We start from the raw sequence: 19991 nt of genomic DNA, 5'->3' as shown, positions 1-19991 counted from the left end.
CGAGTGAGCCGAAGGGGCGCACCGGTGTCGAGAGACCGAACGCGCGGAGGCGCGAAGCGCTGAGCACGATCGGGCTCTCGACACCGGCATCCAGCGCCCCGGAGGCGAACGAGCGCCCAAAAAAAAGGGGAGCCGCACATGGAACTGAACAGACGCACGGTCATCGCAGGCGCCGCGGCGGCCGGTATCGCCGCCACCACCCTCGGCTCGGGCACTGCCCAGGCCGCGTCCGCTTCGTCAGGGAGCCGCAAGCCGGTGAAGGAGTACTTCGGCACGCTCGCCGACGGCACCAGGGTCCACCGCTGGTCGCTGGAGAACGGCGGCACCCGCCTGAAGGTCCTCTCCTACGGCGGCATCGTCCAGTCCCTGGAGATCCCCGACCGGCACGGCCGGTACGCCAACGTCTCCCTCGGCTACGACGACCTCGACTCGTACGTCAAGGGCACGACCTACTTCGGCGCGACCATCGGCCGCTACGGCAACCGCATCGCCAAGGGCCGGTTCACCCTGGACGGCAAGGAGTACCAGCTGTCCGTCAACGACGGGGTGAACAGCCTGCACGGCGGCAAGCTGGGCTTCAACACCAAGGTGTGGGACATCGAGCCCTTCACCGCGGGCTCCGACGTCGGCCTGCACCTGTACTACACGAGCGTCGACGGCGAGATGGGCTACCCCGGCACGCTGAAGACCAAGGTCACCTTCACCCTGAACCGGCACGGCGACTGGCGGATCGACTACAAGGCCACCACCGACAAGCCGACCGTCGTCAACCTGACCAACCACACGTACTACAACCTGGCCGGCGAGGGCAGCGGCAGCATCTACGGCCACGAACTCTGGCTGGCCGCAGGCCGGTTCACCCCCACCGACTCGGGCCTGATCCCCACGGGCGAGCTGGCGAAGGTCAAGGGCACCCCCTTCGACTTCACGCACCCCAAGCCGATCGGCCGGGACATCCGCATCGGCCACCCGCAGCTGGTCACCGCCAAGGGCTACGACCACAACTTCGTGCTCGACAAGGGCGTGACCGCACGGCCCGAGCACGTGGTGACCCTGCGCGACCCGGAGTCCGGCCGCACCCTGAAGATCCTCACCGACCAGCCCGGTGTGCAGTTCTACTCCGGCAACTTCCTCGACGGCACCCTCGTCGGCCAGTCCGGCCACACCTACCGGCAGGGCGACGGCCTGGCCCTGGAGACCCAGCACTTCCCGGACTCGCCGAACGAGCCGAAGTTCCCGTCCACGGTGCTGCGGCCGGGCCAGACCTACCGGACGACGACGATCCACCGGTTCTCGGCGTGAACCGGCTCACACGGCAGGTGAGTTGAACGCCACTGCCGTCACCTCCGTATCCATGGGTGGCCCGTGCTCCCCCGCACGGGCCACCCCGAGACGGAGGTTCCTTTGGCCGGCAACGTCACCTCGTTGTTCCGCGGCGGCGCCGCCCACAGCCCTTCGATGGCGGCGCTGACGCGGGAGGGCGGCGACGGAACCGGCCCGGTGGACTTCTGCATCCCGTGCAACCCCTACTTCCCCACGCCGGCCATGTACGACGACCTGGCGGCGCGGCTGCGCGAGATCATCACGTACTACCCGAGCAGCGCCGACACCGTCACCGCCGAGCTGTGCAGCCTCCTGCAGCTGCCGCCGCAGTGCGTGGCGATGGGCAACGGCTCCACCGAGCTGATCACCTGGATCGACCACCTCCTGGTCCGCGAGTCCCTGGCGGTCCCCGTGCCGACCTTCGGCCGCTGGACCGACCAGCCGATGGAGACCGGCAAGCGGGTCGACATGTTCCCGCTGCAGGAGGCGAGCGGCTTCGCGCTGGACCTGGCCCAGTACGCCGAGTTCATCCGGCGGCGCGGCACCCGGGTGGCGGTGATCTGCAACCCCAACAACCCCGACGGCGGCTATCTGCGCAAGCAGCAGGTGGTGCAGTTCATGGACGCGATGGCGGACCTGGACCTGGTGATCGTCGACGAGTCGTTCCTGGAGTTCGCCGACGCGGAGGCCGAGCCGAGCGTCGTCCAGGAGGCCATGCTCCGCCCCAACGTCGTCGTGCTGCGCAGCCTCGGCAAGAACTTCGGTCTGCACGGCGTCCGCTTCGGCTACCTGGTCGCCAACCCGGCGCTCGCGGGGAAGGTGCGCGGGATGCTGCCGAAGTGGAACCTCAACTCCTTCGCCGAACACGTGGTGTTCATGCTGAAGGAGCACGGCCCCGAGTACGCCCAGAGCCTGCAGCAGATCCGCCGCGACCGCCTGGAGATGGCCAGCCACCTGTCGGCGCTGCCCGGACTGACGGTGTACCCCTCGCAGGGGAACTTCCTCTTCGTCCGCCTTCCCGTCGGCGCCGAGGGCACGGTGGTCCGGGACCGGATGCTCACCGAGCACCGGATCCTGGTCCGCGAGTGCGGCAACAAGATCGGCTCCTCCAGCCGCTTCCTGAGACTCGTGGTGCGCCCCCAGGTCGACGTGCGTCGCCTGGTGTCCGGCCTGGAGCAGGTGCTCTACGGGTCCAGGAGGGGAGCCGCCGTACCCGAGCTGGGCACCGGGACCAGCTACAGCTCGGGTACGGCGGCGGTGGACCGGCTGGTGAGCGAGACCAACGGGGGCGGGGTCCGGGGCCTGGCCGCCCAGGCCCAGGCGCTGGGCGCGCCTGCCGCCCCGGCCCCGGCCGTCGGCACCGGCATGCCGCTCCCCGCCGCCGTCCCGCCCGGCGCCGGGATGCCGGTGCCCGCGGCGCCTCAGCCGATGCCTACGGCACCGCCGCCGGCACCGATGCCGGCGGCGGCCCAGGTGACACCGCCCCAGCAGCCCGTGCCGCCCGCCCAGCAGCCGATGGTCCCGGCGCCTGCCCCGGCGCCGGCACCCGCTCCGCTGCCGACCCCGCTGCCCACTCCGGCGCCCGTACCCGCTCCCACCCCTGTGCCGGCCCCGGCTCCCGTACCGGCACCGGCGGCCGTGGCGGCGCCCACTCCGCCCGGTGTCCCGGCCCGCGGCGGCCTCACGGCGGCCCAGGTGCGCGGCATGACGGCGCCGGCCACGCCCGTTCCCGCGACGGGCCTGACCCCGGCCCCGGCCACGGGGTGGCCCAACGCGCAGAGCTGGCCGAACGCGGCGGGGGCCTAGCCGGCCGGGGGCCGAAGCGCCTGCTCGCCGTTGCTGGTGATGTCAGGCGGCGGCTCGGGGTCCGTTGCGGCTTGTCGCGCCCACGCGGCGGAGCCGCATGCCGACAGGGCCCCGCGCCCCTTTGGGGCGCGCGGACTCACCGCTTGGATCAACTCGCCTGTCCTGCTGATGACTTGACGTCTCGTCACTTTGCTGGGCCGACAGCTCGCAGACAGGAACCCTTTCTACGATGCCGTGTCCATGACAGACACTTCGGATGCCCGCGAGATCGGGCGACGCACCGTACTGATCGCCGGCGGCACGACGGCCGCGGCGCTGGCCGTGGGAGCGGCGGCCGCACAGCCGGCCCCCGCCGCCACCCGGACGCAGGCCACCGCGTCCGCCGCCGTCTGCACCCTCACCAAGGAGCTGACCGAAGGCCCCTACTACCTCGACGGAGCGCTCGTCCGCTCCGACGTCACGGAAGGAAAGCCGGGCATCCCGCTGAAACTGGCGCTGACCGTCGTCGACTCGGCCTGCGCCCCGCTCGGCGACGCCCTCGTGGAGATCTGGCACGCCGACGCGCTCGGCGAGTACTCCGGCTACGTCGGCAACAACGGCCACAGCGAGTCCGACGACGGCACCTTCCTGCGCGGCGGCGTGCTCACCGACGCCGGCGGGGTCGCCCGCCTCACGACGATCTACCCGGGCTGGTACCGGGGCCGCTGCGTCCACATCCACGTGAAGGTCCACACCGGTGTCACCCTGACCTCGGACGGCTCCTTCACCGGCGGCTCGACGCTCCACACCGGCCAGCTGTTCTTCAAGGAGACGATCACGACGGCGGTGGGCAGGCTGTCGCCGTACTCCACCAACACGGTCACGCGTACGACGCTCGGCCAGGACTCGATCTACGACGGCGGGGGCGCCGCGTCCGGCCTCCTCACCCTCGCGGCCCTGGGCAGCACGACCTCCGCCGGCTACACCGGCACCCTCACCCTCGGAGTCTCCGACTGAGCCGGACAGGCGGACCGGCCGCGGCCCGCACGGTCCTGCCGTGCGGGCCGCGGCTCCCCCTCTCCCCCACCACCTGGCCGGCCCCCGTCACTCGCGCCGGGACGTGAACGTCAGGACCTTCAGCGCCACCAACGGGTGGAACAGCAGGGCCGGGGAGGCCACCATGTTCACCACCCGGACGAACCGCGTCCACACGGCGGCGTCCTTCACCGCCACATGGAAGAGCCGCATGTTGTACCAGTGGCCGACGCGCGCGGCGAGGGACTGGCCGTCCGGGCTCCACATCAGGTCGGAGTTGGTGGACACCGTCCACGGCAGCAGGAGCAGGCGGCCCACCTTCCTCTGGAACACGCGGGCGAGGCCGTCCAGTCGCCCGGTCGTGCCGTGCCGCTTCAGCATGCGCTGCAGCAGTTCCGCCTCCATCGCGGCGACCGTCATGCCCTGGCCGTAGACGGGGTTGAAGACGCACACGGAATCGCCGACGGCGAGGAGGCGGTCCGGCCAGTCCCGGACGGCGTGGAAGGGCCACCACTGGTTGTCGGCGTTGGTGTAGCGGCGGGTGGGCTCCTGGACGGAGCGCCGGGCGATGTGCTCGGCCAGGTGCGGCATGTTCAGGCTCTTCGCGAACGCCAGGTAGCCCTCGTCGTCGGTCGGCGGCTGGTCGTGGAACCCGACCAGCATGCACGTCCACCGGCTGCGCTCCACGGCGAGCAGCATCCCGGCCCGGCGCACACTGGGAGCGAACAGCATCTGATGGGCGACGTAGTAGTCGGGGTGGTCGGGGTCGCTCTCCGCCGGCCGGTCGAAGTTCATCGACGTGTAGGTGACCCTCGTCTTCACGGTCCGCCTCGGCGGCACGCTGATGCCCAGCTCGTTCAGCCAGTCCACCAGGGAACTGGACCGTCCGGAGGCGTCGACGACCAGATCGGCGGCCAGCCGGAAGGGTTTCGCGCTCTGCGACTGGCAGGTCACGCCGTTCACGCGGCCCGCGAAGTCCCTGGTCAGGCCCGTGCACCGGGTGGACGGCAGCAGCGTGACCTGGGGAAGTGCGAGCACCTTGCGGCGCAGGCGGCGTTCCAGCTCGTCGCGGGTGAAGCTCTGCACCGGGATGCCCGTACGCTGCCGTGGCGCGAGTCCGACGGGCAGCAGGAAGTCGATGCCCTCGCCGTAGTCGAAGACCGGCGCTCCCGCCTCTCTCAGTTCCTCCCGCAGTCCCGGGAACAGCCGCTCCAGGATCTGCCCGCCCCTGGCCAGCATCGCGTGCCCCTGGTAGCCGTGCGGGGCACCCGGATGGGCGCCGGTGTCCTCGTCGACGGCGTCCCGTTCCACCAGGACGACCTCGCGGAAGAAGTCGGCCAGTACGCGTGCGGTCACGAGTCCCGCATAACTGCCGCCGATGACAACGGCCTTGCCCCAAAGGCAATGTGCTCTCAATGTCTTCTCCCGGGCCGGGCGCGGTGTGGCACGTCCCGCGCGTACGGCACCACGCGTGCGCCCTGGTTTCAGATGCGGTCGGCTGTGATGAGGAGGTAGTGGAAGCTGCCCTCCTTGTAGGCGGTGAGGAAGGGGTCCTCGATGCCGGTGGCCACGGACGACTTGGCGCGCAGTTCCCAGTAGGGGATCGTGTCGGGCGTCAGGTCCACCACCTGCATCGGCACCAGGTTGTTCGCCGTCAGTGCCCGGAAGTACTCGCTGCGCGGGTGGATGTTGCAGGTGTAGTGCTCGTCGATCCTGCTGACCGCCTTGGATCGCATGCCGGTGACGTCGTTGGAGCAGCCGGTGATGCACACGTAGCGTCCTCCGTACTCCAGCAGGCGCGAGAACTCGGCGAAGAGCTCGAACAGGTCGACGTACATCGTCGTCTCGTTGGTCCAGATCGCGCGCCGCGATCCGGTCGGCAGCCGGGTGTCGAGCATGTTGCGGAAGTGGAAGCGGACCTTGTCCATCACCCCGCGCTGCTTCGCCTGGTCGTTGGCGAAGTCGACCTGCTGCTCGGAGATGCTGACGCCGTCGACGTGGCAGCCGAAGCGCGCGTTGGCCATGAAGCTGGTGCCGCCCCGGCCGGAACCGGCGTCCAGGAGGTGGTCGTCGGGGGTGATGTCGCCGAGGTGGTCGAGGAGGACATCGGCCTGGGCGGTCTCCAGGCGGTGCAGTTCCTCGATGATGCGCTGGTCACGGTTCTCCGGCGGTCCGGCGAGGACCGAGGGGTCCCACTCGCCGAGGCCGTAGTGGTGGTGGTAGAGGCCGTCGACCTCGCCGAGCTTGATGTTGACGGGGTCCTTCTCCTTGTTCCAGTACTCCGCGACCGACTTCTGGTAGTCGGTGCGCAGGACATCGCCCATGGCGATGCTTTCCATCTGGGTGGAGATCTTGGACATGGGGTTCCTTACGAGGGACGGGGGTCGGGGGCGCGGGGGAGGCGCGGAGTCATGCGGCGTTCGGCGACACCGTCGTCAGCTCCCGTTGGTGCGGGCGATCTCGACGTTCTCCAGGACGCCGAGGGCGTCGGGCACCAGGACGGCCGCCGAGTAGTAGGTGCTGACGAGGTAGGAGATGACCGCCTGCTCGTTGATGCCCATGAAGCGGACGTTCAGGCCGGGCTCGACCTCGTCCGGGATGCCGGTCTGGTGCAGGCCGATGACGCCCTGGTCGTCCTCGCCGGTGCGCATGGCGATGATCGAGGTCGTGCCCTGGTCGCTGATCGGGATCTTGCCGCACGGCAGGAGGGGCACGCCGCGCCAGGCGGGGATCTGGTTGCCGTTCAGGTCGACGCTGCCGAAGTACAGGCCCCGCTTGTTGCACTGGCGGCCGAAGGCGGCGATGGCCTTGGGGTGGGCGAGGAAGCAGCGGGTCTTGCGCCGCATGCTGAGCAGCTCGTCCATGTCGTCCGGGGTCGGCGGCCCCGAGTAGGTGGAGATCCGCTGGTCGAAGTCGGCGTTGTGCAGCAGGCCGAACTCCGCGTTGTTGATCAGCTCGTGCTCCTGCCGCTCGCGCAGCGCCTCGATGGTCAGCCGCAGCTGCTGCTGCGTCTGGTTCATCGGCTCGTTGTAGAGGTCGGCGACCCGGCTGTGCACCCGCAGCACGGTCTGGGCCACGCTCAACTCGTACTCGCGCGGCTCGAGTTCGTAGTCGACGAAGGTCTGGTGCAGCGTCTCCTCGCCGTGGTGACCCGCCTTCAGCAGGATGTCGGCCTCGCCGGACCGGTTCAGCCGGCGGTCGCCGTCGGTGCTGACGGACTGCACGTGCCGGCGCAGCTTCTCGTGCCGGTCGGCCACCGCCTTGTACGCCGTCAGCGGCAGCGCGAGTACGGTCGTGGCGGTCATGGCGCGGGCCGTGAAGTCCCACTTCCGGGTGCCGCCGGCCAGCACCTGGCCGCCGAAGGCGTCCCCGTCGGCCATGAGCCCGATCGTGGCCTCGGCGTCGTACGGGCCCTCGCTGATCTTCTCGACCTTGCCGTGCGCGATCAGGTACACGTGGTCGGCCTTGCGGCCCTCCTGCACGATGACCTGGCCGGGGGCGAACTCCTTCTGCACGAACTTGTCGGCCAGCGCGCCGAGCGCGTCCTTGTCGGTGAAGCCGCGCAGCAGCGGCAGCTCGCCCAGTTCGGCGGGGACCACCTGGACCTTGGAGCCGTTCTTCACGAAGGTCACACGGCCGTCGCCGAGCGTGTAGGAGAGGCGGCGGTTGACCCGGTAGGTCGCGCCGGGCACATTCACCCAGGGCAGGATGCGGGTGGCCCAGCGGGAGCTGATGCCCTGCATCTGGGGTTCGGACTTGGTGGTGGTGGCGAGATTGCGCGCCGCCGCGGTGCTGAGGCTCTGCTGCTCGCGCTGCTGCTGCTCGGACTCCGGGCCCGCCGCCTGTGCGGTCACTGTGTCGAGGGGCATGGCTCTACCTCGTCTTCCATGGCACGTCGATCCGCGACGACCCACTGCCGTCACGCTGCGTGCACAGAAGTAGCAGAGCGCGCTCACGTTGAGTAATCACTGCAGGCGGCGCGCGAGGGCAATGGACCGGCGCGGACTGCGCCCCTCGCGCGCCCCTTGCGAAGATCACTCCTTGTCGAACGATTCTGCAGGTCAACCCATGGATGACCACTCACCGGCGGGAAACCTCGACGGTCACCGCACACTCAGCGTGACCGGCGTGGCGTCCGCCCGCCTACGCGCTGGGGCACTCCTTCCACGCCAGGTGGTACACCGTGCTGATGGCCCCGTCCGTGGAGTCCATGGTCATGAAGCTGACCTTGTCCGGGCTCTTGCTGCCCGCACTCACCCGCAGCTCGGTGTTGATGTTGAAGTTGCGCAGCACCCCGCACGGCGCCCACACCAGTTGGGCCCAGTCGGTGCTGTCGGTGGCCTGCCAGTCGTCGTTGTAGGGGCCGCTGAAGGGGTGGGACCTGGGCACCGTCTGGGAGGAGCCCTGGAAGTAGTACGAGGCCTTCTGGGTGCCGCTCGCGCCGGGCTGGAGCGAGAGGAAGCCGCGGTAGTCGGCGCTGGCTATCGCGTAGGTGAAGCCCTGGGGGACGTGAACCACCAGGTTGAGCTGGCAGTTCTTGCGGAAGGCGGTCGGGTCGGAGTTGCCGCCGGCCTGGGCCAGGTAGCTGCTGTAGGTGACCGTGAAGGCGGTGTTGTCCGGTGAGACGGCGACCGCGGCGGTGCCCTCGGGGCAGCCGGAGCCGTTCACCGTCGCCACATCGATGACGATCTTGTCCGGGGGCGGGTTGTCGAGCGGGCCGCCCGCGGGTCTGTGGGCGGGTATCGCAGTGGAGAGCAGCGCCGCCACGGCACCGCTCAGGAGGAGTCCACCAGCCATGGTTTCTCCCATAGTCGGATGTGGGGGGTCTGTGTGGAGCCTGTGAAGCGTTCCGCATCGTAGAAAGCCCCGCTCACACCCGGGAGGTACAACTCCGGCCATTCACAACCGACCGTTCACACCGCGCGCTAGGGGTTCTCCCAGGCCGCCGGTTCCGCCGCCAGGGCCCGTACGGGCTCCGGCAGCGTGTCCGCCGCGAGGTCGGCGAGCGTGACGCCCTCCAGGATCCGGCGGACGTTCGCGCGCAGCGCGATCCACAGCGGCAGCAGGGGCTCGGCGCTGCCGCGGTAGGCGAGGCCCGTCGGGCGTTCCCCGCGGACCGAGACGATCGGGCCGTCCACCGCGCGGATCACGTCGGCGACCGTGACCTCGGCCGCGTCCCGCGCCAGCCGATAGCCGCCGCCTCCGCCGCGCCTGCTGTCGACGATCCCGCCCCGCCTCAGGTCGCCCAGGATCCCTTCCAGGAACTTGTGCGGGATGCCCTGCGCGGCGGCGATTTCCTCCGCCTTCACCGGGCCGTTACTCTGCCGTACGGCCAGCTCCAGTACCGCCCGTACCGCGTAGTCCGCCCGAGCCGAGATCCTCATGGGTCCATTGTGAGGCGTCGCCGCGTGGAGAATGGCCTGCACCCGCGCCCCGTAAGATCGCCCGGGAGGATCCACCTTGGCGCTCAGCAGACGTACCTTCAGTGCCCTGACGGGCTCGACCGCGCTCGGGCTCGCCCTGGGCGGCAGCGGCGGGCCCGGGGCGCCCTCGGCGTACGCGGCGCGCAGTGTGCCGACCGGCCCGGCACCCGCCCCGCCGAGCGCCGACGGCTGCCGGCACACCATCGGCTACGACCGGTACTCGCTGCTCGTGGACGGCCGGCGGCTGGTGCTGTGGTCCGGCGAGATGCACCCCTTCCGGCTGCCGAGCCCCTCCCTGTGGCGGGACGTGCTGCAGAAGATGCGGGCCCACGGGTACAACGCCGTGAGCATCTACGTGGCCTGGAACTACCACTCCCCCGCCCCGGGCTCCTACGACTTCACCGGTGTCCGGGACCTGGACCTGTTCCTGCGCACGGCCGCCGAGACGGGCCTGTACGTCGTCCTGCGGCCCGGCCCGTACATCAACGCCGAGGTGGACGGCGGCGGCTTCCCCGGCTGGCTGTCGGCGACCAGGGGCACGGCCCGCACCGACGACCCCACCTATCTGTCGCACGTCGACGAGTGGCTGACGCAGGTCAACCGGATCGTCCGCCGGCACCTGTTCACCCAGGGCACCGGCACGGTCCTGCTGTACCAGATCGAGAACGAGTACGACGCCCACCCCGCCGACGCCACCGGCCGGGCCTACATGTCCCACCTGTACAAGAAGGTGCGCTCGGACGGCATCGACGTCCCGCTCTTCCACAACGACAAGGGCAGGAACGGCTACTGGGTGCCCGGGTCCTTCGACACCGGCGGGGAGAAGGGCGGCTGGCTGTACGGCTTCGACGGCTACCCGTCGCCCGCGCAGACCCCGCCCGACTGGGGGGACTACGGTCCCGGCGGCCCGAAGGGCGGGGCCGGCGCCTCGCCGTCCACGCCCGGGTTCGTGCCCGAGTTCGGCGGCGGCTGGTTCGACCCGTGGGGCGGCGCCTTCTTCGACGGCAAGGGCTACGCCGAGGCCCGGCGCACCCGGGACGCCGCCTACGAGCGCCGGTTCTACCTGACCAACCTGGCCAACGGGCTCACCCTGCACAACGTCTACATGACCTTCGGCGGCACCTCCTGGGGCTGGCTGCCCGCACCGGTCGTCTACACGTCGTACGACTACGGCGCCGCCATCGACGAGGCCCGCAACGTCACCGACAAGATGGCGCCGATGCACCACCTCGGCCATCTGCTCCAGCGCGTGCCCGACTTCGCCAAGCTGGACCGGGCGGCGGACGTGCACGCCGAGGGCCTGAAGGTCTACCACCTGACCAACCCGGACACCGGCGCCCACGTCTACGTCGCCCGCAACGACGGCACGGACGCGGTCACCACCGAGCTGCCGACCGACGCGGGCCGGGTGCGGATCACCGTGCCCGGCAAGGACGCCCGGCTGCTCACGACCGGGCTGAAGCTGGGCAGGCGGACGCTGAAGTACTCCACCGCCGAACCCATGCTGTGCCTGACGGCCGGCCGGCAGGACATCGCCCTGTTCTCGGGGCGCCTGGGTGACATGGCCGAGCTGGTGCTGAAGTGCCCGGTGGAGCCGAACGTCATGCGGCTGGACCCCGAGGCCGCCTGGGTCTTCGACAACGACGACAACCTGCACGTGAACGTCCCGCTCGGCGAGGGCGGGCTGACCCGGGTGCTGGTGGAGAAGGGCGAGACCGAGACCCCGCTGGTGCTGCTCTTCGCCGACGACGCCACCGCCGTCCGCATGTTCCCGTACGACACCCCGTCCGGAACCCTGCTGGTGTACGGCCCGGCGCTGCTGCGCCACGCCGAGCTGCGCGGCAGCGAGGTCCACCTGACCGGTGACATCACCGAGACCACGACCATCGAGGTGTGGGGGCCGCGCGGGATCGACACCCTGGTGTGGAACGGCCGCACCCTGCCCACCCGGGTCACCCTGTCCGGCAGCCTGATGACCACCGGCCTGGTGCCGGCCGCCCCCGAGGTACGGCTGCCCGAGCTGGGCGGCTGGCGGATGCGCAGGGAGAACCCGGAGGCCGGGCCCGGCTTCGACGACTCGGACTGGACGGTCGCGGACAAACGGACGACGTTCAGCACCACGCCGGTCCCCGAGGGCCGACCGGTCCTCTTCGCCGACGACTACGGCTTCCACTACGGGGACGTCTGGTACCGCGGCACCTTCACCGGCTCGACCGGCCTGGAGGAGGTCTCCCTCGCCTACAGCACCGGCACCCAGGGCCTGCTGATGGCCTGGCTGGACGGCGAGCCGCTGGGCGCCCACCGGATGCCGGTGCCGGACCGGGACACGACCATCCGGAAGGGCAGCTGGGCGGACACGGCCGTCTTCCCGGTCCGCGAGCAGCTGCGCTCGCCCGGCCGGCATGTGCTGTCGGTCCTCGTCCGGCGCATGCAGCGCGACCAGGACGGCAAGGGGCTGGACACCCACAAGGCGGCCCGTGGGCTGACGGCGGCCGCCTTCAAGGGCGCCTCGCCGCAGGTCAGGTGGCGGATCCAGGGCGCGATCGCCCCCGACCCCGTGCGCGGCCCGATGAACAACGGCGGCCTGTACGGCGAGCGGCAGGGCTGGCACCTGCCCGGCTTCCGGGACCACGACTGGGAGCCGGTGAGCTTCCCGCGCACCGCCCGGTACCAGGGCGTGACCTGGTACCGGACCAGCTTCCGCCTCTCGGTCCCGGCCGACGTCGACGCCTCGATCGGCCTGACCCTCGAGGACGATCCGTACCGGGCCTACCGGGCGCAGATCTTCCTCAACGGCTGGAACATGGGCCAGTACATCAACAACGTGGGCCCGCAGCACACCTTCGTCCTGCCGAACGGCGTCCTGCGCACCCGGGGCACCAACACCCTCGCGCTGGCGGTCCTGTCGGAGTTCACCACGCTGTCGGGGCCGGGCCGGGTGAGCCTGACGCTGCTCGGCAGGGCGAGCGGCGGGCTGCCGGTCACGCCGGTCTGATCACGCGAGCCTGATCACGTTCCAGGACAGCGGCTCCAGTACGGCGGTCAGGGTGCCGTCCTGCAGGGCGGTGCCCTCGACCGGGTGCGGGACGACCCGCTCGGGCTCGGCGCGGGTGTTGCGGGCGTCGGGGTCGGCGTCCGCGAGCGCGCTGTGCTCGGTGACGGTCGTCAACTCCAGTCGGCTGAGGGCGACTTCGAGGGGCAGGGTGTCGGTGCGGCTGCGGTTGACGGCGAACACCGTGACCGTGCCGTCGGCCGCGCGGACGGCCGTGGCGTGCAGCAGGTCCGTCTCGCCGTACTTCCTCGTCTCGTACGTCGGCGAGTCCACCCGCACGTCGAGCACCTCGCCCCGGCCGTACTTCGACGCCTGCGCGAACGGGAAGAACGTGGTCTGCCGCCAGGCCGGGCCGCCCGGCTCGGTCATGATCGGGGCGATCACGTTGACCAGCTGGGCGAGGCAGGCGACGGTGACCCGGTCGGCGTGCCGGAGCAGGGCGATGAGGAGCGAGCCGAAGACGACGGCGTCCGTGACGCTGTAGTTGTCCTCCAGGAGGCGGGGCGCCTCGGGCCAGTCCGTCTGCTCGAAGGTCTTCGCGTGCTCCTCCCACTTCGAGAGGTACCAGACGTTCCACTCGTCGAAGGAGAGGTTGATCCGCTTCCTGGACTTGAGCTTCGCGCCGATGTGGTCGGCGGTGGCGACCACGTTCTCGATGAAGGACTCCATGTCGACGGCCGAGGCGAGGAAGGAGTCGACGTCGCCGTCCGTGGGCTCGTAGTAGGCGTGCAGGGAGATGTGGTCGACCAGGTCGTACGCCTCCTGCAGAACGGTCGCCTCCCACGCGGCGAAGGTGGGCATGGCCTGGCTGGAGGAGCCGCAGGCGACCAGCTCGACGGACGGGTCGGCCTGGCGCATGGCCCGGGCGGTCTCGGCGGCGAGCCGGCCGTACTCCTGTGCCGTCTTGTGCCCGGTCTGCCAGGGCCCGTCCATCTCGTTGCCCAGGCACCACAGCCTGATCCCGAAGGGCTCCTTGTCGCCGTGGGCCACACGGAGGTCGGAGAGGGCGGTGCCGGAGGGGTGGTTGGCGTACTCCTGGAGTTCGAGGGCCTCGGCGACGCCGCGGGTGCCGAGGTTCACCGCCATCATCGGCTCGGCCTCGGGGCCGAGTTTCCTCAGGAACGCGATGAACTCCGACAGACCGAAGCGGTTCGTCTCGGTCGAGTGCCAGGCGAGGTCCAGGCGGCGGGGGCGGTCCTCGACGGGGCCCACCGAGTCCTCCCACTTGTAGCCGGAGACGAAGTTGCCGCCGGGGTAGCGGACGGCGGTGACACCGAGTTCGCGGACCAGGTCCAGGACGTCGGTGCGCAGGCCTGCCTCGTCCGCCGACGGGTGGTCCGGCTCGTAGATGCCCGTGTAGACGCAGCGGCCGAGGTGTTCCACGAAGGAGCCGAAGATACGGGCGTTGACCTGGCCGACGGTGAAGGCGGGGTCGAGGGTGAAACGGGCGGTGGTCCTGCTCATGGGATGCGGATCCTCTCCCCTGTCGCTCAACTCGCTTGTTCGGTATGCCGAATACCGATCGCAACTTCGAACGGGACCGTAGATTCGAAGCGCTTCTGCGTCAATGGGTGGGACACAAGCCCATAGGTGGTTTTCCCTTGGACGACGGTCGCCGCATCCCATGACGGGGACACGCCCAGCCGCGTAGGCTCTGTCCAGCGGAAGGGGGAGTGGATGGGCATCGCGGGCGCGCGTGAGCGGGCGGCACGCCTGGCCGCACGGCTTCGCCGCTCCCGCCCGGGCGCGGCGAAGCGGACGCTGGCCGGCGGCCTCGCCGCCGCCGTCCACGCCCGGCCCGAAACACCCGACGACGTACGGGCGTTGTGCCGGGCGCTGTGCGAGGAGATGAGCGCACTGCGCGGCGGACGGCCCATCGAGGTTCGCTTCGAGCGCATCCCGGACGAGATCGAGGTCACCGGGCTGTGGCTGGAGTTCGCCGACTTCGACCTGGTGATCGTGGAGGAGCGGGCCGAGGCCGTGCAGCAACTGGTGATCCTGGGCCACGAGTTGTGGCACCTGCACACCGGGCACCGCCATCCCCACCTGGCCGGCGACGCGGCGGCCCGCGCGCTCGCCGACGCACCCGGCTGGCGGGACGCGCCCCTCACGGTGGCCGCCCGCAACGGCTCCCGGGAGGCCGACGAGGCCGAGGCGGACGACTTCGGGCACCGCCTGGCCGCCCTGTTCCGCCCCCACCTCACCGGCTCCGGCACCTCCGGCGGCCCGCTGCACCGGTCCCTCAGCCCGGTGCAGCGGACCCTCGGTTATCGCGGCCGCGACGAAGCGAACCGGGTGCCAAGAAAAGAGGGAGCCACGCGGTGAACCTGGCGCTCGATCTCTCGGGGATGCTCGACGGGGTCTCCATCTCCTTCTGGATCCCCACGGCCGTCCTGACCGCCGCGCTGGCGATCAAGCTGCCCAGCATCATCAAGATGTGGCGGGACCCGATGCTGCGCGCCGTCGGCGGGCTGCTGCTGTTCGCCTGTGCGGTGTTCGTCTTCGCGGCCCCGCGGACCATCGCCTGGACCAACCGGGTCACCGGGGTGCCGAACATCTCGGCGCCCTGGGTGTACTCCCTGCTCACCGCGCTCTGCGCGTCCTGGCTGCTGCTGATCACCGCCTGGCGCAACGGCCGCTCCGACTCGGCCCAGACCCGCCGGGTGACCCGCTGGGTGGTGGCCGTCTACGCGGGCGTGGTCGTCGCCCTGTGGGTGCTCTTCGCCCTCGCGGACGTGCCCGTCGAGCGACTGCGGGACCTGGACACGTACTACGCCACCACCCCGTTCATGCGCGAGGAGATCCTGCTCTACCTCGTCGCGCACACCGTGGCCTGCTCGATCACGGCCCGGCTGATCTGGAACTGGATCCGCACCGACGGCCTCGACGCCTGGCTGCGCTGGGGGCTCAGACTGCTGGGCGTCGGCTACGCCACGAACCTGTTCTTCGACGCGGCCAAGCTCACCGCCGTCGTGGCCCGCTGGACCGGCCACGACCTGGACTGGCTGAGCACCAATGTGGCCCCGGCCGGCGCGTGCGTCTCCGCCACCCTGGTCGCGGTGGGCTTCATCGTCCCGCACGTCGGCCAGTACCTGCACGAGCGCTGGCACGTCCGGCTGCGCCACCGCGCGCTCGGCCCGCTGTACCGGCTGACGCGGACCGTCACCGGCGAACGCGAGCCCTTCGCCCCGCACGCCCCTGCCGAACTGCGCCTGATCCGCCGCGAGACCTTCATCCGCGACGCCTTGCTGCAACTCTCCCGGCACCTGGACGAGGACCTGCGCGAACGGTCCCACCAGGCCGCCCTCGCCCTCGGCTTCGAGCCCGGCCGGGCCAGGGCCCTCGCCGCCGCCGTCACCCTGCTGGACGCGGCCGGCGGCGAGCGGCCACCGCAGGCCGAGGCCGCCGGCTCCCCCTCCGGCCCGGACACCACGTACCTCCTCCAGGAGATCCAGGCCGTGTCCCAGGCCCTCCGCCACCCCGACGAGATCACGGCGGTACGCGCCCGCGCGGCCGCCCCCGCAGAGAGCGTGCGCGCGCATGAGTGAACCCCCCTCCCCCGCCAGAACCGCCGTCGTGCTGGGGGGATCCCACACCGGCATGCTCGCGGCACGTGCCCTCGCCGAGTCCGCCGACCGGGTCGTCGTCGTCGAGCGCGACACCCTGCCCGCGGGCCCCGCGCCCCGCAAGGGTCTGCCGCAGGCCCGGCACGCCCACATGCTGTGGTCGGGCGGGGTACGGGCCGTGGAGGAGCTGCTGCCGGGCATCACCGACGCGCTCACGGCCGCCGGGGGCCGCCGGCATCCCTTCACGACCGGCGTGGTCGCCCTCTCCGCGCAGGGCTGGTTCCGGCGCTGGCCCGAGTCCCACCATGTGATCCTGGCCGGCCGGGACCTGCTGGACGCGACGATCCGCGCAACCGTCCTCGCCGACGAGCGGATCGACCTCCTCGACGGCACCGAGGCGCTCGGCCTCACCGGCACCGACGCGGCGGTCACCGGCGTACGGATCCGGACGCGGGACGGCGCCGAGCGCACCCTCGCGGCCGGCCTCGTGGTCGACGCCACCGGGCGCGGCTCCCGGGCCCCGCGCTGGCTCGCGGACCTGGGGCTGCCCGCGCCGCAGGTCCGCGAGGTCGACCCGGGCCTGGTCTACGCGAGCCGGCTCTTCCTCGCCCCCGAGGCGGCCCGTGACGGCTTCCCGGTGGTCAACCTGCAGCTCGATCCGCACGGTGACGGTCCCGGCCGCTCCGGGTTCCTCCTCCCCATCGAGGACGGCCGCTGGATCGTCACCCTGCAGGGCACCCGGGGCGGCGAACCCGGCGCCGCGAACGAGGACTTCATCCCCTTCGCCCGGGACAGGCTGCGCCATCCGCTGCTGGGCGAACTGCTGGAGCGCGCCGAGCCGTTGTCCGACGTGTCGGTCACCCGCTCCACGCTCAACCGCCGGCACTTCTACGAGCGCATGCCGGCCTGGCCCGAGAACTTCGCCGTCCTCGGCGACGCGCTCGCCGTGTTCAACCCGGTCTACGGCCACGGGCTGTCCGTCGCCGCACAGAGCGCGGTGCGGCTCCGCGCGGTGATACGGCGGCACGGCTGGGGCACGCCGGGACTGGCGCGCCGCGTGCAGCGGGCGGTGGCCCGCCCGGTCCGCGCGGCGTGGGACCTGGCCCTGGGCCAGGACGTGTTCCACCCCGGCGCGACGGCCTCCGGCCCGACCGTGCGGGACCGGCTCGTCTCGGCCTACGTCGGGCGGCTGATGTACACCGCGACGGGCAACGGCCGCATCGCGCGCCGGGTCACTGACGTGACGTCACTGGAGCGGGGGGCGCACGTGCTGCTGACGCCGAGCGTGCTTGTCGCTGCCGCGGTGGGGCCGCTGCAACCCCCTTTGGCGGGGCCGCCGTTGACCGCGGAGGAGAGGAAAGCGGCGGGGCTGGTTTAGGCCGTCCGCCGGGTGCGGGTCTGTGGTGGCTGGTCGCGCAGTTCCCCGCGCCCCTCAAGGGGCGCTGCAGTGCCGCCGGCTTCGAGGCGCCCCCTGCCCCGCTCAGCCCGCGAATGCCGGTTGGGGCAGTCCCTGTCCCGCCCCCGGAATCACCAGCAGGGAACCCGACAGCGGATGCGGGGCCGGCAGGCCGGTGCGGGCTGTCGTGATGTACAGGTCGGTCAGGCCGGCGCCGCCGAACGCACAGGCCGTCGTGCGGGGGGTGGGCAAGCTGATCACCCGGTCCAGGACACCACCCGGGGTGTAACGCCGTACTGCTCCCCCGTCCCACAACGCCACCCACACACAGCCGTCCGCGTCGACCGTCAGGCCGTCCGGGAAGCCCGCGCCCTCCTCGATCTCCACCAGCGGCCGGCGGCCGTGGACGCGCTCGCCGTCGTGGTCGAAGACGTCCACGCGGCGGGTGGGAGTGTCGACGTAGTACATGCGGCGCCCGTCGGGGCTCCAGCCGGTGCCGTTGCTGACCGTGGCGTCGGACAGGACCGTCCGGACCGTGCCGTCGGCGGTCAGCCGGGTCAGCGTGCCGCCGCCCGGCGCCTCGTCGTAGCGCATGGTGCCCGCCCACAGCGAGCCCTCGGGGGCGACGGCGGCGTCGTTCGCGCGGCGGCCCGCGACCGGCTCGTGGTGCAGCCAGCGGAACGTGTCGTCGGGGTCCAGGAGGCCCACCCCGTCCCGCAGGTTGAGGACCAGGCCGCCGCCCGCGCGGGGCTTGGCCGCGCCCACGTGCTGCTCGGTCGTGCGCACCGTGCGACGGCCGGTGGCGGGGTCGTAGGTGTGGACGCGCATGCCCAGGATGTCGAGCCATATCAGCCGGCCCGTCGCCGGGTCCCAGGTCGGCCCCTCGCCCAGCTCCGCCTCCGCCCGTACGGCGACCTCGTACCCGGCGCTCACCCGGCGCTCCGGTGGCCCAGCCGCTCGGACAGCTCGGCGGCGCCCTTCACGGCCAGCTGCTCCAGCTCGCCCCGGCGCTCGTCGCTCCAGCGGATCATGGGGACGGAGATGGACAGGGCCGCGACCACCTGGCCGGTGCGGTCGCGCACGGGGGCGGCCACACAGCTCACGTCCGGGTTGGACTCGCGGCTCTCCACCGCGATGCCGCGCTGCCGGATCTCCGCGAGGGCCGCGCGCAGGGCGGCCGGGTCGGTGATGCTGTTGGGGGTCATCGCGGCCAGCTCGGCGTCGTCCGGGATACGGGCCGCGAGTTCCTGCTCCGGCAGCGAGGCCAGCAGCATCTTGCCGACCGAGGTGCAGTGGGCCGGGAGCCGGCGGCCGGCGGCCGAGACCATGCGGACGGCGTGCGTGGAGTCGACCTTGGCGATGTAGATGACGTCGGTGCCCTCGAGGATCGCCACGTGCACCGTCTCGTCGCAGGTCTCGGCGACCGAGCGCGCCACCTGCTGGCCCTCGGCGGCGAGGTCGAGCTGCTCGGCGTACCGGCTGCCGAGCTGGTACGGGCGTACGCCGAGCCGGTACCGTCCGGGCTGTCCCGGCACGGGCACGATGTACGACCGTGCGGCGAGCGTGGTGACCAGCTCGTGCACGGTGGTGCGCGGCAGCTGGAGCTTGCGCACGATGTCGGGGGCGGAGAGCGTCCCGTCCCCGTCGAGGAACAGCTCAAGAATGTCGAGAGCCCGGGTCACGGCAGGTACGAGGCGTCCCACGTCCGGCTCCCTCCCTTGGGTAAGCGCCTGTGTTCGAGATTTCAACAGACGATCGGCATGGCGAACACAGGCTAGTCATCTGGAGTTGCCCGGGCAATGGGTCGGAACGACGGAGGCGGTGGTCCGGGCACCATGGGGCCATGCCTCTCGACTTCCAGCTGGTCCTGCTGCGCCGCATGGCCGACCACAACCCGGATCTGGTGGAGGACGCCCGCCGGCGGCTGGGCGTCTCGATCGCGGACATGCGGGAGACGAACAAGCGCTGGCAGGCCATGGTCCGCTCGCCGAGGTCCAGGTCGGCCGCCGCCCGCTACCGCTCGGTCCTCGGCGAACCCGAGTCCGTGCTCCCCCGCCGCCTCGGCGACGTCGACTGCGAGGCCCGGCGCTGGGCCCTGCCGCTCTGGCCCGACCTGCGCTTCGAGGTGCTGGTGGGTCCGGACGGCGCGGTGTGGAACGAGTGGCTGGTGCGCGCACCCGGCGCCCCGGCGCCCCGGCTGGAGACCCTGGAGGACCTGGTCCCCTGGTCCTGCACGGTCGACGAGGCCGCCCGCGCCTTCGCCCCGGCCCGCCCCCTGGAGGGCACGGCACCGACCCGCTGGGGCCTCGCCTTCACCGCGCCCGGCCCGGACGGCGTACGGCACGAGGTGGTCGCCGAGTTCACCTGGGGGCTGCTGCAGCGGACGGCCGTACTGACCTAGCGTCCCAACA

Annotated in this window: 16 protein-coding genes; 8 read left to right on the top strand and 8 right to left on the bottom strand. The window is 71.6% G+C overall.

Annotated features, from left to right (window positions below):
• Window positions 1-138: 138 nt before the first annotated feature.
• The 3 genes from ABB07_RS26660 to ABB07_RS26650 all read left to right on the top strand — a co-directional run bounded on the left by ABB07_RS26660 (window position 139) and on the right by ABB07_RS26650 (window position 4125).
• Window positions 139-1302 (top strand): aldose epimerase family protein, encoded by a 1164-nt coding sequence (locus ABB07_RS26660; RefSeq protein ID WP_208901077.1) that lies wholly within the window; start codon window positions 139-141, stop codon window positions 1300-1302.
• 102 nt (window positions 1303-1404) lie between these two features.
• The gene (locus ABB07_RS26655) at window positions 1405-3129 is read left to right on the top strand and encodes a pyridoxal phosphate-dependent aminotransferase (RefSeq protein WP_208901076.1); all 1725 of its coding nucleotides are present in this window, start codon (window positions 1405-1407) and stop codon (window positions 3127-3129) included.
• 240 nt (window positions 3130-3369) lie between these two features.
• Complete coding sequence (locus tag ABB07_RS26650; RefSeq protein ID WP_208901075.1) at window positions 3370-4125, top strand: intradiol ring-cleavage dioxygenase; 756 nt, start codon at window positions 3370-3372, stop codon at window positions 4123-4125.
• Window positions 4126-4212: 87 nt separating this feature from the next.
• Here the strand turns inward: ABB07_RS26650 and ABB07_RS26645 are convergent, their stop codons facing one another.
• The 5 genes from ABB07_RS26645 to ABB07_RS26625 form a co-directional block, all read right to left on the bottom strand.
• Window positions 4213-5559, bottom strand: coding sequence for an FAD-dependent oxidoreductase (locus ABB07_RS26645; RefSeq protein WP_279617402.1), 1347 nt, complete (start codon window positions 5557-5559; stop codon window positions 4213-4215).
• 68 nt (window positions 5560-5627) lie between these two features.
• Window positions 5628-6503, bottom strand: a complete 876-nt coding sequence (locus ABB07_RS26640) for a geranyl diphosphate 2-C-methyltransferase (protein ID WP_244189536.1) — start codon at window positions 6501-6503, stop codon at window positions 5628-5630.
• Window positions 6504-6578: 75 nt separating this feature from the next.
• Window positions 6579-8012 carry a family 2B encapsulin nanocompartment shell protein gene (locus ABB07_RS26635; RefSeq protein WP_208901073.1) on the bottom strand — a complete coding sequence of 478 codons (1434 nt, stop codon included), beginning with the start codon at window positions 8010-8012 and terminating at the stop codon, window positions 6579-6581.
• A gap of 274 nt (window positions 8013-8286) precedes the next feature.
• The gene (locus ABB07_RS26630) at window positions 8287-8940 is read right to left on the bottom strand and encodes a DUF4360 domain-containing protein (protein ID WP_208901072.1); all 654 of its coding nucleotides are present in this window, start codon (window positions 8938-8940) and stop codon (window positions 8287-8289) included.
• A 128-nt stretch (window positions 8941-9068) separates the two neighbouring features.
• Window positions 9069-9527: an RrF2 family transcriptional regulator gene (locus ABB07_RS26625; RefSeq protein ID WP_208901071.1), complete on the bottom strand. Its 459-nt coding sequence runs from the start codon at window positions 9525-9527 to the stop codon at window positions 9069-9071.
• Between the two features lie 76 nt (window positions 9528-9603).
• Between ABB07_RS26625 and ABB07_RS26620 the strand changes: the two genes are divergently transcribed.
• A complete protein-coding gene (locus tag ABB07_RS26620) occupies window positions 9604-12561 on the top strand; it encodes a glycoside hydrolase family 35 protein (RefSeq protein WP_208901070.1) in 2958 nt (985 codons plus the stop codon).
• Here the strand turns inward: ABB07_RS26620 and arfA are convergent, their stop codons facing one another.
• Window positions 12562-14082: an arabinosylfuranosidase ArfA gene (arfA, locus tag ABB07_RS26615; RefSeq protein ID WP_208901069.1), complete on the bottom strand. Its 1521-nt coding sequence runs from the start codon at window positions 14080-14082 to the stop codon at window positions 12562-12564.
• A gap of 213 nt (window positions 14083-14295) precedes the next feature.
• Here arfA and ABB07_RS26610 point away from each other — a divergent pair, with 213 nt between their 5' ends.
• The 3 genes from ABB07_RS26610 to ABB07_RS26600 are packed head-to-tail and all read left to right on the top strand — an operon-like array spanning window position 14296 to window position 17562.
• On the top strand, window positions 14296-14943 hold the full coding sequence (locus ABB07_RS26610) for a toxin-antitoxin system, toxin component family protein (protein ID WP_208901068.1): 648 nt from the start codon (window positions 14296-14298) through the stop codon (window positions 14941-14943).
• A 23-nt stretch (window positions 14944-14966) separates the two neighbouring features.
• Window positions 14967-16166, top strand: coding sequence for an MAB_1171c family putative transporter (locus tag ABB07_RS26605; RefSeq protein ID WP_208903642.1), 1200 nt, complete (start codon window positions 14967-14969; stop codon window positions 16164-16166).
• Window positions 16159-17562, top strand: coding sequence for an FAD-dependent oxidoreductase (locus tag ABB07_RS26600; RefSeq protein WP_208901067.1), 1404 nt, complete (start codon window positions 16159-16161; stop codon window positions 17560-17562). Before ABB07_RS26605 ends, ABB07_RS26600 begins: the two co-directional genes overlap by 8 nt.
• 102 nt (window positions 17563-17664) lie before the next feature.
• Here the strand turns inward: ABB07_RS26600 and ABB07_RS26595 are convergent, their stop codons facing one another.
• Complete coding sequence (locus tag ABB07_RS26595; RefSeq protein WP_208901066.1) at window positions 17665-18513, bottom strand: SMP-30/gluconolactonase/LRE family protein; 849 nt, start codon at window positions 18511-18513, stop codon at window positions 17665-17667.
• The gene (locus tag ABB07_RS26590; RefSeq protein ID WP_208901065.1) at window positions 18510-19283 is read right to left on the bottom strand and encodes an IclR family transcriptional regulator; all 774 of its coding nucleotides are present in this window, start codon (window positions 19281-19283) and stop codon (window positions 18510-18512) included. The genes ABB07_RS26595 and ABB07_RS26590 overlap by 4 nt, the downstream gene beginning before the upstream one ends.
• A 140-nt stretch (window positions 19284-19423) precedes the next feature.
• Between ABB07_RS26590 and ABB07_RS26585 the strand changes: the two genes are divergently transcribed.
• On the top strand, window positions 19424-19981 hold the full coding sequence (locus tag ABB07_RS26585; protein ID WP_208901064.1) for a hypothetical protein: 558 nt from the start codon (window positions 19424-19426) through the stop codon (window positions 19979-19981).
• Window positions 19982-19991 lie beyond the last annotated feature (10 nt).

Origin of the sequence: Streptomyces incarnatus (assembly GCF_001027185.1) — a bacterium.
GTDB classification, from domain to species: Bacteria; Actinomycetota; Actinomycetes; order Streptomycetales; family Streptomycetaceae; genus Streptomyces; species Streptomyces puniciscabiei.
Note: the sequence above shows the minus strand (reverse complement) of the source record. Positions and strands in the feature narration are given on the sequence as shown.

Excerpts from the sequence above, each read along its gene's own strand:
- ABB07_RS26600 (WP_208901067.1), top strand. The coding sequence starts at position 16,159 with ATGAGTGAACCCCCCTCCCCCGCCAGAACCGCCGTCGTGCTGGGGGGA.
- ABB07_RS26625 (WP_208901071.1), bottom strand. The coding sequence starts at position 9,527 with ATGAGGATCTCGGCTCGGGCGGACTACGCGGTACGGGCGGTACTGGAG.
- ABB07_RS26635 (WP_208901073.1), bottom strand. The coding sequence starts at position 8,012 with ATGCCCCTCGACACAGTGACCGCACAGGCGGCGGGCCCGGAGTCCGAG.
- ABB07_RS26605 (WP_208903642.1), top strand. The coding sequence starts at position 14,967 with ATGCTCGACGGGGTCTCCATCTCCTTCTGGATCCCCACGGCCGTCCTG.
- ABB07_RS26640 (WP_244189536.1), bottom strand. The coding sequence starts at position 6,503 with ATGTCCAAGATCTCCACCCAGATGGAAAGCATCGCCATGGGCGATGTC.
- ABB07_RS26660 (WP_208901077.1), top strand. The coding sequence starts at position 139 with ATGGAACTGAACAGACGCACGGTCATCGCAGGCGCCGCGGCGGCCGGT.
- arfA (WP_208901069.1), bottom strand. The coding sequence starts at position 14,082 with ATGAGCAGGACCACCGCCCGTTTCACCCTCGACCCCGCCTTCACCGTC.
- ABB07_RS26630 (WP_208901072.1), bottom strand. The coding sequence starts at position 8,940 with ATGGCTGGTGGACTCCTCCTGAGCGGTGCCGTGGCGGCGCTGCTCTCC.
- ABB07_RS26610 (WP_208901068.1), top strand. The coding sequence starts at position 14,296 with ATGGGCATCGCGGGCGCGCGTGAGCGGGCGGCACGCCTGGCCGCACGG.
- ABB07_RS26585 (WP_208901064.1), top strand. The coding sequence starts at position 19,424 with ATGCCTCTCGACTTCCAGCTGGTCCTGCTGCGCCGCATGGCCGACCAC.
- ABB07_RS26650 (WP_208901075.1), top strand. The coding sequence starts at position 3,370 with ATGACAGACACTTCGGATGCCCGCGAGATCGGGCGACGCACCGTACTG.